The organism is Halorubrum sp. CGM4_25_10-8A, assembly GCF_005435025.1.
GTDB lineage: Archaea > Halobacteriota > Halobacteria > Halobacteriales > Haloferacaceae > Halorubrum > Halorubrum ezzemoulense.
Genome location: NZ_SGTX01000004.1, coordinates 265,919 through 278,136 on the forward strand (window position 1 = coordinate 265,919; position 12,218 = coordinate 278,136).

Sequence of the window (12,218 nt, forward strand, 5' to 3'; positions counted from 1 at the left end):
TCCGAGTCGATCCGTCTCCCGATCCTCAGTCTCCCTCGCGGTCGGCGACGAGTTCGATCCGGTAGATCCGCCCGCCGCTCTCGGTGCGGTCGGCGTCGACGACGACGAAGGCGTGGTCGCCCACGTCGACGATGTCCCCCGTGTCGAGCGGCTCCGTCGGTCCGTCGTCCGGTTCGTCGCCCGGGGCCGCGCCTCCGCCGACGGCGTCCGCGCCGACGCCGAGCGCGGCCTCCCCGCGGTCGATCGCGCGCCGCCAGAAGGCGTCGGACGGCGGCCGCGGCCCCACCCGCGACGCCAGTTCGCTCCGCGTGAGTCGTCTCATCGGATTCGCCTCGTCGCCCGCGCCCTTAGCCGGTTCGGATCCCGGCGAGACGCGGGCGGCGGTGCGCCGCTACAGCCAGAGCAACTGCGCGTGCCGCGTCTCCTCGAACTCTAAGACGGTCTCCTCGTCGACGAGCCCCGCGTCGACGGCGACGCCGACCGCCTCGGTGCCGACGATGTTCGCGACCTGTGCGCGCTGAAGTCCCGCGACGACCTCCTCGGCGGTCGCCTCGACGGCGTCGTCGCCGCCGTAGAACTCCTCGCTCACGGTGATCGTCGCGCGGCCGTTGTCGTACGTCTCGCCGAGGCAGTCCGGATCACAGACGGAGACGAGCCGTCCCTCGGCGGTCTCGCGCTCGCGGAGGAGCATTCAGAAGCCCTCTGGCCCCTCGCCCTGAAGCTCTCGCTCCGGGCCCTCGGGGTCGCCGCCCCGCCCGCCGCCGGCCTGCCCGCCCTGACGGCCCTGTCCGCCGGGAGCGCCGCGACCGCCCTGACGACCCTGCCCGCCGGGTCCGGGGGCCTGCCCAGTCTGCTCTTCGACCATCTGCTCTTCGGCCTCGCGACGGAGCTCCTCGGCGCGGTCGGCGACCTCCTCGGCCTGCTCGTGCTCGCCGGCCTCCTCGAGGGCGCGCGCCTTCTCTTCGAGGACCCCCGCGTCGCGGTAGCCGAGGCGGATCGCGTTGTCGAAGCACTTGACCGCGTCCTCGGCGAGCCCGCGCTCGACCAGCAGGAACCCGCGGTTGTACCACGCTTCCGCGAAGCGCGGGTCGGTCTCGACGGCGCGCTCGGCGTGTTCGAGCGCCTGCTCGCTCCGGCCGGACTCCCAGAGCGAGTACGCGAGGTTCGTCTCGGCGGTCGCGGCGTGTTCGGACTCCTCGTCGATCCGGAGCGCCTCCTGATACGCGCCGATCGCCTGGTCGAACTCCTCCAACTGAGCGTGGGCGGCGCCCTTGTTCACCCACGCCTCCTGCGCTTCCAGCGAGTCCTCCTCGGCGAAGTTGGCGGCGCGTTCGAACGTCTCCGTCGCCTCTTCGAACCGGTTGATCCCCATGTACGAGAGGCCCACGTCGATCAGCTGCTCGACGTCGACGTCCTCGCTGCCGATGTTCCGGCGGTCCAGCTCCTCGGTCAGCACCCGGGAGTCGACCGGGTCGACGCGGCTCGGGTCCTCGCCGAGCTCCGGCGGGTCGAGCGTGAACGCGTCGTAGTCGGCGTCGACGCCCTGCCCCGAGGAGAACTCGTGGCCGTCGTCGTCGCGTTCGTCGGTCATATGGCCAGAGTTGGCGGTCACGACCGGTAAGGGTTGCGTCGCGCCGGGGTCTTCGGGTCGGAGTCGCACGGGTGGGTACCTTTTATCGGTTCGGCGCGTGTCTCCGGCCGCATGCCCTCCGAATCCGTGCTCTCCACGCGGCTCCGGTTCGGCGTCGCGGTCCTCCTCGTCGCCGTCGGCGCCGCCGCAAGCCTCGCAGTCGCACCGGACCTCCCGCAGCGAATGGTAACGCGGTGGAACGCCGCCGGCGAGCCGACCGAGACGCTCTCGCGGACGGCCGGGATGTGGCTCGTGCCGGGGCTCGCGGCCGGACTGATCGGCCTGTTCGCCGTGCTCCCGCGGATCGATCCCCTGTGGGAGAACGTCGCGGCGTTCCGGGTCCACTACGACCGGTTCGTCGTCGTCCTCACGGCGTTCCTCGTCGCCCTCCACCTCGCCGTGCTCGCCGTCAACCTCGGCTACGCGGTCGACGTGACGACGGTCGCGGCCGCCGGCGGCGCCGCGCTGTTCTACTACCTCGGGACCCTGCTCCCGCACGTCGAGCCGAACTGGTTCCTCGGGATCCGGACGCCGTGGACGCTCAGCGACGACGCCGTCTGGGACCGCACCCACGCGCTCGGTGCTCGGCTGTTCAAGCTCTCGGCCGCGATCGCCGCCGTCGGTCTCTTCGCCGGCGAGTACGCCGTGTACTTCCTCGTCGGCCCGGCGCTCGCGACCGCCGCGGTCACCGTGGCGTACTCGTACCTCCTGTACGCGAGGGGAACGGACGAGGGTGACGACGGGGCGGCCCGGGCCCCGAAGTAGCGTCGAGCGCCGACGACCGGTCCGGACCGCGAAGCGCATCGACCCCCGGCGATCCGGCGCGTCCGGCGTTCGAGCGAGTTCCGCCCCGGTGCCCGGCGTTTATATTCGCGGCCCCGAAGGTGTGTGTATGACCGAGGAGTCACGCGCTGACCGACGGTCCCCCGTCGGCGAACCGGTGGTCCGGTCGGACCCGTCGGTGACCGGCGACCGGGCCGCGGACGCGGTGGGGTTCGACCCGAACGACCCCGACAGCGTCGCCGAGGCCGCGAGGACCGTGGGCCGCTTCGCGGCCGGCGACGTCGGCGACGACGACAACGTCCTGATGCTGCGCGGCGCCGCCGCCTGCGCGGCGCTCGTCCGCGGTGTCGGGTCGTACAAGGAAGCCGCCGAACGTGCCGGAGACGACGTGAGCGTCGCGTTTATCCGGAAGTGGGCGCGGGTCCACGACCTCCCGCAGGCGATCCGGCGGCAGGTCGCCAACGGGCGAATCGCCCCCAGCGCGGCGAAACACGTCGCGCGGCTCGGCGGGCGGGACCGCTACCTGCTCGCGTGGGCGACGATCGACGGCGACCTCACCGTGCGGGAGGTCCGCGCGATCGCGTCCGCGGTCAACGACGGCGCGGAGGTCGAGGCCGCCGTCAGCGAGGCCGGGGTCGAACTCGGTCGGCTTCAGGTCCGGCTCCCGGCGGAGACGTACGTCGAGCTGCGCCGACGGGCGTCGATGGAGAGCGTCGATCCGGGGTCGATCGTCGCCGACGCGGTCGACGAGTACCTCGACGGCGACCGGTAGGAACTGCCCGTCACCGGACGACTACGCCGCGTAGTCGCGCGCGAACCGTCCTGCGGCGGCGGCGATCGCGTCGCGTGCCCGGACGACCTCCTCCCACGCAATCGTCTCGTCGGGGTAGTGCGCCTCGTCGATGGTACCGGGCCCGAACAGCACCGCGGGGATCCCGGCCGCGACGAAGTGTCGCGAGTCGGCGCCGTACGTCGCGCCCCGCGGCTCGACGTCCGGGAGCCCCGTCGCGACGAGGCCGGCACGGACCGCCTCGACGACCGGTTCGTCGACGGCGACCTCGGCCGGCTCGAACTGGACGGAGAACCGCTCGAACCGCGGCGGGTGATCGCGCAGCCAAGGGTCGGCGTCGACGACATCGTCCAGGCGCTCGCGGAACGCCGCCTCCACCTCCGCGACGGTCTCCCCGGGCGCGACGCCGATCCGGAACTCCGCTTCGAGCGTCGCCGGGACCGTCGACGCCCACGAGCCCGCCTCGACCCGGCCGCAGACGACCGGCCACGGAACAGCGAACGACCCGTACAGCGGGTGCGAGACCGACTCGCCGCGCTCGGTCTCCAAGTCCGCGAACGCCTCCCGCACGGCCTCGAAGCGCGGGAGCACGTCCTCGCCGCGCCACCGGGTGGCCGCGTGGGCGCTCCGGCCGTCGATCTCGATCCGGGCCATGAGCGACCCCTCGCAGGCGACGACGGGACGTAGCTCGGTCGGCTCGGCGACGATCGCCGCGTCGCGCTCGAAGGGGTACGGGTTCGCGAGCGCGGCGGTCGCGGCGCCGTACCCGCCGTCCTCCTCGCCGGCGACGGCCTCGACGACGAGTCGGAGCCCGGACGGCGGCAGGTCGACTGCGCCGTCGGCGACCCCGTCGCGGACATCGACGGCGGCGCCGACGCAGGCCGCGAGCCCGCACTTCATGTCGGCCGCGCCGCGGGCCGTGAGGGTGTCGCCGCCCTCGTCGGCGACGGCCGGGTCCGCGTTTCGCTCCGACGTGTCGCGCCAGACCGGCTCGAAGGGGTCGCTCGACCACTCCGCCGCCTCCGCGGGCACGACGTCGAGGTGGCCGTTCAGGACCAGCGTGGGGACCGGGTCGGCGGCGGCGGACTCGGGGGCCGCGTCGTCGCCGTCGCTCGCGCCACCGTCGTCGCCCGCGCCGCCCAGTTCGAGCACGCCGGCGACGCTGCGCCGCCCGTCGACGGCCGCTGCGTCGAGGTCGTCCGGGAAGGAAGGGTGGTCCGCGAGGACGGCGGGGTCGGCGTCCCAGGCGTACGTCTCGAAGCCGAGGTCGGCGAGCCGCTCGGCGACGAACGCGGCCGCGGCCGCCTCCTCGCCGGCGGTCGACCGGTGGCGACAGAGCTCGGCGGCGAACGCGCGCATGTCGAATGGCATGCTCCCGGCGACGGCTGGGGGTCGGAAACCGTTTCGGGTGGCGACGCCGACGCCTTCCGCGGTTCTAAACGTTTATCCGTCGGCTGCCCCTACAGCGATTTGTCTGGGCCGGTAGCTCAGTTAGGGAGAGCGTCCGGCTTTTAACCGGACGGTCGGGGGTTCGAATCCCTCCCGGCCCGTATCCTCGCGGCGAGCAACTCCGCCAGCCGCGAGGCCGTCGAGAAGGGAAAGGTTCGAAACCGCCGAGCGTGGCGCTACCGCGGAACCGACGCGGCGGTCCTCGGAGGATCGGGGACGGGTTACAGTCTCACCGTCTCGGCGTCGCACGGTGGGGGCTGGCGGTCGTCCAAAGGGAGAAATCGTGTGCTCTGTCGGCGTGTATCGCGCGGCCGCGGGAGATCAGTAGCCGAGCTGCTCACGCACGAGAACGACCGTCGTCCGGCCCTCCTCGGTCTCGCGCCGGTAGACGAGCTGTTTCGCGATCGCGGACTCGGCGCCGTACGCCTCCTGCGCGCGCTCGTTCTCCAGCGGGTACGCGACCGACTCCAGCCGATCGAAGGCGTCCGAGAGCGTCGGGACGATCTTGTTGATCCCGGTGACGATGACGACGTTGCCAGCGGCGAACGGGTACGCGCCGATCCGGCTGCCGGAGAGGTCGGCGGCGACGAGCTCGCCGGTCTGTGCGACCGCGTTGATCCCACCGAGGAAGTAGTCGGCCGTCTGCGAATCGCGCCGCGCGGCCTGTCGCTCCGCGTCGTCGTCGATGCTCCAGATCTGGTCCGGGAGGCTCTCCCACTCGTGGTCGCCCTCGCTCAGGAACTCGTCGAACCCGATCTCTTCGAGCGTCGTCGAGTGCCCGTTCATCACCGAGGCCTCGTCTGGTATCTGGGCGGTAACAGTCTCCAGCGCCTCGTCGGCGTCGTCGACGACGAGCACGTCGAAGCCGCGCTCCGCTAAGTTCGCGACCGTCTCCTCGACGGTCTCGTCGTCTGGGAGCTCGTCCAGTTCGGCGTTGATCTCGGTGTCGTCGGCGTAGTCGGCTTTCTGCTGTGGCATCGTAAACGTGAGAACCTCGTCGGGAGAACGAACGGGCGGGAGTCACTTAATCGCTCGCTGACACCGCCGTCCAGTGGTTACGCGGGTGTTACCGTCGTGTCGCGCGGATCGAATGTGGGTGTCGCTAGCGCGGACCGAATGTGGGTGTCGCTAGCGCGGATCGTAACTGACGGGGAGCGAGACGGTCGCGTCGCTGGAGCGTCGGCGTCGATAAAAATCGCGTGTCGTCGTGGCCCGAAGGGGCGCGCGACGGTCGATCGGTGAAGCGGTCCAGCGGAACAGCTGCGGTCGGGGTGGGGGGTGAAGGCGTTAGCCGAACTTCACATCGCGCCGCCCATGCCGCCCATGCCGCCCATGCCGCCGCCCATGCCGCCGGGCGCGCCGCCGGGGCCGCCCTCGTCGCCGCCGTCGTCGGTGCCGCCGCCCTTGAGGTCGCCGGCCGCGATGACGTCGTCGATGCGGAGGATCATGACGGCCGCCTCGGTGGCGGACTCGATGGCCTGGGTCTTGACGCGGAGCGGCTCCACGACGCCCTCGGCCTCCATGTCGATCACGTCGCCCGTGTAGGCGTCGAGACCGGCGCCGAACTCGCCGCCGTCGTGGCGGGAGCGGAGGTCGACCAGCGAGTCGATGGGGTCGAGACCCGCGTTCTCGGCGAGGGTGCGCGGGACGACTTCCAGCGCGTCGGCGAACGCCTCGACGGCGAGCTGCTCGCGGCCGCCGACAGAGTCGGCGAAGTCGCGGAGCTGCAGCGCGAGCTCGGCCTCGGGGGCGCCGCCGCCGGGCAGCACCTGCCCGTCGAGCAGCGTCGTGCGGACGACGCCGAGCGAGTCATCGATGGCGCGCTCGACCTCGTCGACGACGTGCTCGGTGCCGCCGCGGAGGATGAGGGTGACGGACTTCGCCTCTTCGACGTCCTCGACGAAGATGCGCTCGTCGCCGCCGATGTCCTTCTGGGCGACGGAGCCGGCGAAGCCGAGGTCGTCCGACTCGATGTCGTCGAGGTTGGAGACGACGCGGCCGCCGGTCGCGCGGGCGAGGCGGTTCAGGTCGTCGGACTTCGCGCGGCGGACGGCGAGGATACCCTCCTGCGCGAGGTAGTGCTGGGCCATGTCGTCGATGCCGTCGCCGACGAAGACGACGTCGGCGCCGATGTCGACGAGGTGGTCGACCATCTCGCGGAGCTGCTCCTCTTCCTGGTCGAGGAACTGCTGGAGCTGGTCGGGGTCCGTGACGTTGACCTCGGCGTCGATCTCCGTCTCCTTCACCTCGATGGCGCCGTCGAACAGCGCCACGTCGGCGTCCTCGACCGCGAAGGGCATGTTCTCGTCGACGCGCTCCTTGTCGACGATGACGCCCTCGACGAGCTCAGACTCGTCGATGGAGCTGCCGACGACCTTCTCGACGGAGACGTTCTCCGTGTCGATGCCGTCGTCGTCCTGGACCGCGAGGACGGCGTCGACGACGAGCTCGGCGAGGAGGTCCTTGGAGTTCTCCGCGCCCTTGCCCGTCATCGCCGTCTCGGCGATCTCGACGAGTGTGTCGCGGTCGTCCGCGGAGACGTCGATGGCCTCCTCGTCGAGGATCTCCTTGGCCTTCTCGGCGGCCTGACGGTACCCCTGCGCGAGGGTCGTCGCGTGGATGTCCTGGTCGAGGAGCTCCTCGGCCTGATCGAGGAGCTCACCGGCGACCACGACCGCGGAGGTGGTGCCGTCGCCGACCTCCTCCTCCTGCGTCTCGGAGACCTCGACGATCATGTTGGCCGCCGGGTGGTCGATGTCCATCTCTTTCAGGATGGTGACGCCGTCGTTCGTGACGACGACGGACCCGCCGGAGTCGACGAGCATCTTGTCCATCCCTTTCGGGCCGAGCGTGGTGCGGACGGACTCCGCGACCGCCTTGCCGGCCGTGATGTTCATGTTCTGCGCGTCCTTTCCGGATGTTCGCTGCGATTCCTCGGAAAGTACGATCATGGGCTGATTGCCCATCCGCTGGCGCTGTGACATTACGACCATTGATTGTTTGTGATTCTATATAAACCCTTTGTTCAGGTCGTGCGAAATCGCAACACGGTGGGGGAGTATCGGCCAGTATGCGGTGAGTTCACACGACCCTTTATATAGTACGCTAACTCGACCGTTGAGGCCGAGGTTGAGCGGCGCCAAACTACGGCGGCGCGTGCCTGCGAGGCCGCTCTACGGCCGGATAGCACGCGCGAGGTCGGCGACGCAACGCGTCGGCTGCCAGATGGACCGGAGGTCCTTCGCCGGAGTCGGCCGACTGAAGGAAGGCCGACGAGGCTGGGGCTTTGGCGGAGATCAGCGTATCCCGGTAGAGGTCGTCGTTAGTCGAAAAGCGACCGCGGCCGCAACGGGAAAAAGATATTCTCTGTTATTGCGGCGCGTTGAAGCTCACGTCGTCGTCGAGCTCGTTCGACATGCGCTCCAAGTACGAGTACACCGCGCCGTGCGGAGCCCCGTCGAGCAGCATTCCGACAGCGCGCCGCACCACCTCCAGCTCCTCGGGCTGCCCCACCGCGCCCACGGTCGACCCGTAGACGACGACGTTCGCGCCCGACAGCTCCTCGATGAGCTCCCGAGTCCGGCCGTTCTCGCCGATTATCCGGCCCTTCTTACGCTGGAGGTCGTTGTCGTTGCGAGTGTGTTCGGAGAGGTCGACCAGGTCGAGCGTCCGGAGGTCGTGGTCGAGGATCGACAGCGCGGTCTCCGGCTTGAAGCCGCGGCCGATCGCCTTGATCACGTCCGGGGCCACCATCGCCGCCACGGGGTCGTCGCGCTCCTCGATGGCGACGCTGCCGGACTCGGAGTCGATGTCGAGCCGCACGTTCGCCCGCTCTTCGATCTCTCGCATCGTCTCGCCGCCGGCGCCGATGACGACGCCGATCCGGTCCTGCGGAACCGTCACGTGTTGCATATCACGGAGTACCCGGCGGAGCCTTTTAAGAGTGTTCCGCGGCGGGCGCCGTGTGGCCGCGTGACGGTGGTCTCCGGCCGGTTGTCCGTCCGAAGGCGTGTCACACCGGAATGAGGTTTTTCTGTCGACTCCGCGAGCGACGCGTATGGAGATCAGACCGCCGGCGTCGGACGCGGACTCCGGGGGACTGATCCGCGTACAGGGGTTGTCCGAGGAAACCTATCCGACCGCGACCTACGCCCGCGAGGTCTGAGCCTCGACGCCGCGACGGAAGCGCCCCGAATTACGCCTCGTCGGAGGCTCCGGTCGACTTCCCGTCTGCCTCCGCGTTCGACTCCGTCTTCCCGCCCGACGCCGGCTCCCCGGTCGGGTCGGCCTCGGGCTCCGTCACGTACGCGCGGAGGTCGTCAGGGTCGACGTCGAGCCCCTGCCGGGTGAAAAACGTCGCCACGTTCTCGCAGTCGCGGGCGAGGAACTCCCCGGCGTTGGGGTGGTGAACCGTCACGGCCTGCCCTAGGTCGATGATCACCAGCTCGCCGTCGTGGATGATCATGTTGTACTCCGAGAGGTCGCCGTGGATCAGGCCGGCACCGTACAGCCGGCGCATGTACTCGCGGACGACCTCGTAGGCGGTCTCCGGGTTCTCCACGTCGACCTCGCTCAGCCGCCTTGCGCGCTCCGCGGCGTGGCCGACGAGCTCCATCACGAGGACGTTCCGCTGGACCGCGATCGGTTCCGGGACCCGGACGCCGGCCTTTTGCGCGCGCGAGAGGTTCGCGAACTCCTTGCGCGTCCACGCCAGCACGACCGCCTTCTTGTCGCTCGCGATGCCCTCGAAGCGCGGGTCGCCCTCCAGGTAGTCGCGCATTTGCCGGAAGTTCGAGGAGTTGATCCGGTACACCTTCACCGCGACCTCGCGCTCGGGCGTGACGCCCTCGGGGCCGCCGCCGGCCGCCTCCGACCCCGGCTCCGGCCGCTCGCCCGCCTGCCCGCCGAGCGCCTCGAAGACGCTCGCCTCCTTCCCCGTCGACACCGGCCCGCCGAAGGCGTCGACGTAGCCGTCCTGGACCAGCTTGTACACCGCCGCCAGCGTGGCGTCGTCGAACACCGACTCCTGGAGCTTGAACTGCTCGGTGTCTTTGATCCGCTTGCGGAACTCGTCGAACTCGCGGTCCTGCCGCCGGGCGATCCGGTCGGCCTCGGTGTCGGAGACGTCGAGTTTCTCCCACTCGTCGCCGGGCTGGTCCGCCGGTTCGAGCAGGCCGAAGTCCTCGCTCATTCGTCCCGGGGTTCGACGCGGCGAGGGATAAGCGAGGGGGTCCGCGGGCCGTCGAGGCGACCCGGGAAGGCGGCCGCGCCGACCGTCACAGCACGTCGAGCGCGTCCGCGACCGGCATGTGCCCGTCGCGGACGGCCTCTAAGATCGTCCGCCGCTCCTCGGTCTCCGGGTCGGTCGCGTCGCCGTCGTCGCCGTCGTCGCCGACTTCCGCGAGCGTCACCTTCTCGGTCTCGCCGACGAACTCGGGGAAGTCGGTGCCGTCGGCCAGCGCTTTCTCCTTTTTCACCCGGTACGAGCCGGCGTCGGTGGTGTAGAGGTCGCCGGGGTGGAAGAAGTACCAGTCCTCGCGGTCGAACCGCACCGCGATCCGCGCCTTCGCACCGAAGTTCCGCGCGAAGAACAACAGCGCTTCTACCTCCTCGCCGGTGAGGTAGATCGGGTCGCCCGCGCTCGACTTCGCCTCGATGGCGTAGAACGTCTCGCCGTCGCCCGCGAGCACGTCGGGGAGCTCGCGCTCGGTCGCGGAGCCGCTGGCCGGCGCGCGCATCACGGCGAAGCCCGCCTCGTCCAAGGCGTTCACCAGTTCGCGCTCGCGGCGGTCCCCCTTCCGGTTAGCGGACACGGTCGTCGTCACCCGGTTCGGTCATGGGCGACGTAGACGCGAGCCGGGCAAAAGCCCGGCGGGTCGCGGAGCGTCGACGGCGGGGTCGTAGGGTGTCGACGGCGGGGTCGCGAGACGCCGGTGACGAACTCGCAGACGCGATCGACTTCACCCGCGCAGCCGCCACCACAGCGACCGGAGCTTGTACCCGAGCGAGTCCCGCTCGTACCCGTTCCAGCCGCTCATCCCGCCGGAGAGCGTCGACGCCTCGTAGCCCGCCTCGTCGAGGACGCGGGTCGCGCGCTTGGCGACGATCCCCATCTTACAGACGGTGACGACCTCGCTGTCGTCGGGAATCTCGTCGAGCCGGCGGCGGAGCGCGGCGTCGTCGCCGCTCCGGAGGTCGTCGTACACGGGCACGTTCCGGCTCCCGTCGATCGCGCCGCTCCCGTAGTCCGACTCGGGGCGGATGTCCAGCAGGAACGGCTCGTCGTCCGTGCCGAGGCGCTCGTCCAGCTCGTCCGGGCGGATACGGCTCATCGGGGGACGATCGGTCTCGCGGGGCAAATCCCTGCCGGCTGCGGCGCGTCGAGCGCGGCGACCGCGGGGCCGCGACCGGTCTCACTCCCGCAGCCGCTCCGAGTGTTCGACGACGACCCGTCCGAGCCGCTCGGTGCGCCGGCGGAGGTCGTCGTCGGTGATCCGCGGACCGTCGTCCGGGGCGTCCGCGTCTCCCGGTCCGCCCGTCTCGACCTTCGAGGAGGCGCCCCGGATCCCGACCTCGTGGGGGACCGTCCACGCGTGGACGTTCCGGAACGTCGAGCGGAGGTGTTCGAGCGTCCCGCCGTAGGAGCCGCCGCCGGCGGTCGCGAGCAGGCCGACGGCGGTGTCTGCGTACTCGTCGGAGCCGCAGAAGTCGTGGAAGTTCTTGAACGTCGACGAGTAGGATCCGCGGTAGACGGGCGTGCCGGCGAGGACGCCGTCGGCCTCGCGGACGCGGCGCTTCAGCGCCTCGCTGTCGCCTTGGGCGTCCTCTTCGGGGTGGTACAGCGGGAGGTCGACCGCGGCCAGGTCGATCAGGTCCGTCTCGGCGCCGGCGTCGGCCGCGGCGTCGAGCGCGACGCGGAGGGCGGCCCGCGTGGTGCTGGCCGCGCTCCGGCTGCCGGAGACGGCGACGATTCGGGTCATACCTCGAGTTCGAGACCAGATACTAAAAACGGAGGCGATCGACGGGGAGCGGACCCGAAACTCCGACCGTTAGTGCCTTGGAACTAATTGGCAAGGTCGATTCGCGCCGTTATAACTCCGGCCCCTCGATTGTAAGTAGCCGGTAGCAGATCGGCGGCGGCCACCTCCGAAGTCCCGGCCTCGCGGCGCCCCGGTGAGTCCCCCTCTGCCCAGCACAGCACCTCACGCCTCCCCAGCCTCGTCGGACCGGCGCAGTATGATTAAGATAACATTCGAAAGTCAAGGAACTGTTCACACCACTTCTTTGCGAAGCTGACGCGTTTCGTTATTTTCTCAAAAGTTTCCTGAACGAGGTCTTTGAATTCCGCTTCGCTCTCAACGACGATTGGTGCCATCGTCCATTTGAGATACTTCCAGACTTGCTCGATTGGGTTGAGGTGCGGTGAGCCTGATGGAATGAAAATCAGGTCAATCCCGAGTTGATGCGCACGCTTGCGCGTGTGTTTACATCTATGTGAACCGTGCTTATCCAAGACGAGCAGAATCCGCTTGCCCGGATTCTGCTCGCGGATCTTCTCTAATACCC

Annotated in this window: 14 protein-coding genes and 1 tRNA gene; 3 read left to right on the forward strand and 12 right to left on the reverse strand. The window is 70.0% G+C overall.

Translation table 11 applies throughout. From position 1 onward, the window contains the following. Positions 1–25: 25 nt before the first annotated feature. The 3 genes from EXE52_RS07200 to EXE52_RS07210 form a co-directional block, all read right to left on the reverse strand. A complete protein-coding gene (locus EXE52_RS07200; protein ID WP_049932051.1) occupies positions 26–322 on the reverse strand; it encodes a hypothetical protein in 297 nt (98 codons plus the stop codon). A 69-nt stretch (positions 323–391) separates the two neighbouring features. After that, positions 392–691 (reverse strand): DUF424 domain-containing protein, encoded by a 300-nt coding sequence (locus EXE52_RS07205; RefSeq protein ID WP_049932049.1) that lies wholly within the window; start codon positions 689–691, stop codon positions 392–394. Continuing rightward, positions 692–1,591, reverse strand: coding sequence for a tetratricopeptide repeat protein (locus EXE52_RS07210; RefSeq protein WP_089308510.1), 900 nt, complete (start codon positions 1,589–1,591; stop codon positions 692–694). A gap of 111 nt (positions 1,592–1,702) precedes the next feature. Between EXE52_RS07210 and EXE52_RS07215 the strand changes: the two genes are divergently transcribed. After that, complete coding sequence (locus tag EXE52_RS07215) at positions 1,703–2,395, forward strand: SdpI family protein (RefSeq protein WP_089308511.1); 693 nt, start codon at positions 1,703–1,705, stop codon at positions 2,393–2,395. Positions 2,396–2,522: 127 nt separating this feature from the next. Then, a complete protein-coding gene (locus EXE52_RS07220; RefSeq protein ID WP_049932043.1) occupies positions 2,523–3,185 on the forward strand; it encodes a hypothetical protein in 663 nt (220 codons plus the stop codon). A 21-nt stretch (positions 3,186–3,206) separates the two neighbouring features. Here the strand turns inward: EXE52_RS07220 and EXE52_RS07225 are convergent, their stop codons facing one another. Further along, positions 3,207–4,574, reverse strand: coding sequence for a M20/M25/M40 family metallo-hydrolase (locus EXE52_RS07225; protein ID WP_089308512.1), 1,368 nt, complete (start codon positions 4,572–4,574; stop codon positions 3,207–3,209). A gap of 105 nt (positions 4,575–4,679) precedes the next feature. Between EXE52_RS07225 and EXE52_RS07230 the strand changes: the two genes are divergently transcribed. After that, positions 4,680–4,753: transfer RNA gene (locus EXE52_RS07230), tRNA-Lys, on the forward strand. 220 nt (positions 4,754–4,973) lie between these two features. On the opposite strand, the gene EXE52_RS07235 is transcribed toward EXE52_RS07230, so the two are convergent. From EXE52_RS07235 to EXE52_RS07270, 8 genes are all read right to left on the reverse strand, one after another. Then, the gene (locus EXE52_RS07235) at positions 4,974–5,630 is read right to left on the reverse strand and encodes a lactate utilization protein (protein WP_049932039.1); all 657 of its coding nucleotides are present in this window, start codon (positions 5,628–5,630) and stop codon (positions 4,974–4,976) included. Between the two features lie 320 nt (positions 5,631–5,950). Beyond that, positions 5,951–7,603 carry a thermosome subunit alpha gene (thsA, locus tag EXE52_RS07240; protein ID WP_080508593.1) on the reverse strand — a complete coding sequence of 551 codons (1,653 nt, stop codon included), beginning with the start codon at positions 7,601–7,603 and terminating at the stop codon, positions 5,951–5,953. Positions 7,604–8,021: 418 nt separating this feature from the next. Continuing rightward, positions 8,022–8,564 carry a KH domain-containing protein gene (locus tag EXE52_RS07245; RefSeq protein WP_006114650.1) on the reverse strand — a complete coding sequence of 181 codons (543 nt, stop codon included), beginning with the start codon at positions 8,562–8,564 and terminating at the stop codon, positions 8,022–8,024. A gap of 283 nt (positions 8,565–8,847) precedes the next feature. Continuing rightward, a complete protein-coding gene (rio1, locus tag EXE52_RS07250) occupies positions 8,848–9,843 on the reverse strand; it encodes a serine/threonine-protein kinase Rio1 (protein WP_049932038.1) in 996 nt (331 codons plus the stop codon). An 85-nt stretch (positions 9,844–9,928) separates the two neighbouring features. Beyond that, positions 9,929–10,477 carry a Holliday junction resolvase Hjc gene (gene hjc, locus EXE52_RS07255; protein WP_049932036.1) on the reverse strand — a complete coding sequence of 183 codons (549 nt, stop codon included), beginning with the start codon at positions 10,475–10,477 and terminating at the stop codon, positions 9,929–9,931. 135 nt (positions 10,478–10,612) lie between these two features. After that, entirely contained in the window at positions 10,613–10,984 is a 372-nt protein-coding gene (locus EXE52_RS07260) for a rhodanese-like domain-containing protein (protein WP_049932035.1), read from the reverse strand. 81 nt (positions 10,985–11,065) lie between these two features. Continuing rightward, positions 11,066–11,632, reverse strand: coding sequence for an NADPH-dependent FMN reductase (locus tag EXE52_RS07265; protein ID WP_049932033.1), 567 nt, complete (start codon positions 11,630–11,632; stop codon positions 11,066–11,068). Between the two features lie 260 nt (positions 11,633–11,892). Next, positions 11,893–12,218: IS630 family transposase (locus EXE52_RS07270; protein ID WP_137703599.1), on the reverse strand; the 326-nt coding region annotated here is incomplete at its 5' end.

Bases quoted from the DNA above. Each gene is read 5' to 3' on its own strand.
- EXE52_RS07200 (WP_049932051.1), bottom strand. From the start codon at position 322: ATGAGACGACTCACGCGGAGCGAACTGGCGTCGCGGGTGGGGCCGCGG.
- EXE52_RS07205 (WP_049932049.1), bottom strand. From the start codon at position 691: ATGCTCCTCCGCGAGCGCGAGACCGCCGAGGGACGGCTCGTCTCCGTC.
- EXE52_RS07210 (WP_089308510.1), bottom strand. From the start codon at position 1,591: ATGACCGACGAACGCGACGACGACGGCCACGAGTTCTCCTCGGGGCAG.
- EXE52_RS07215 (WP_089308511.1), top strand. From the start codon at position 1,703: ATGCCCTCCGAATCCGTGCTCTCCACGCGGCTCCGGTTCGGCGTCGCG.
- EXE52_RS07220 (WP_049932043.1), top strand. From the start codon at position 2,523: ATGACCGAGGAGTCACGCGCTGACCGACGGTCCCCCGTCGGCGAACCG.
- EXE52_RS07225 (WP_089308512.1), bottom strand. From the start codon at position 4,574: ATGCCATTCGACATGCGCGCGTTCGCCGCCGAGCTCTGTCGCCACCGG.
- EXE52_RS07235 (WP_049932039.1), bottom strand. From the start codon at position 5,630: ATGCCACAGCAGAAAGCCGACTACGCCGACGACACCGAGATCAACGCC.
- thsA (WP_080508593.1), bottom strand. From the start codon at position 7,603: ATGATCGTACTTTCCGAGGAATCGCAGCGAACATCCGGAAAGGACGCG.
- EXE52_RS07245 (WP_006114650.1), bottom strand. From the start codon at position 8,564: ATGCAACACGTGACGGTTCCGCAGGACCGGATCGGCGTCGTCATCGGC.
- rio1 (WP_049932038.1), bottom strand. From the start codon at position 9,843: ATGAGCGAGGACTTCGGCCTGCTCGAACCGGCGGACCAGCCCGGCGAC.
- EXE52_RS07260 (WP_049932035.1), bottom strand. From the start codon at position 10,984: ATGAGCCGTATCCGCCCGGACGAGCTGGACGAGCGCCTCGGCACGGAC.
- EXE52_RS07265 (WP_049932033.1), bottom strand. From the start codon at position 11,632: ATGACCCGAATCGTCGCCGTCTCCGGCAGCCGGAGCGCGGCCAGCACC.